Source organism: Photobacterium sp. R1 (genome assembly GCF_054600795.1).
The window spans coordinates 1-231 of the sequence record NZ_BAAHZP010001076.1; the positions used below are offsets into that span (position 1 = coordinate 1).

Annotated in this window: 1 pseudogene; it reads left to right on the top strand. The window is 51.1% G+C overall.

Annotation, left to right across the window (positions count from 1 at the left end):
* Window positions 1–231, top strand: a pseudogene (locus tag ACYP03_RS28380) (acyl-CoA dehydrogenase); the annotation flags it as partial.

Here is a 231-nt window from a genome sequence, read left to right on the forward strand (position 1 = left end):
ACTGGCATTCAAACTTCAGGATCAGGATGGCCTGAATGGTGACCAGAAAGATATCGGCATTACATGTGCCCTGATTCCTGCAATTCATGCCGGAGTTGAAATCGGCGAACGTCATGACCCGCTGGGCTGTGCATTCATGAAAGGTCAGACCCGGGTTGAAGATTTGTTCATTCCGATGGACTGGGTCATCTGTGGACAGGATTACGTTGGCCGCGTATGTCGGATGCTGGT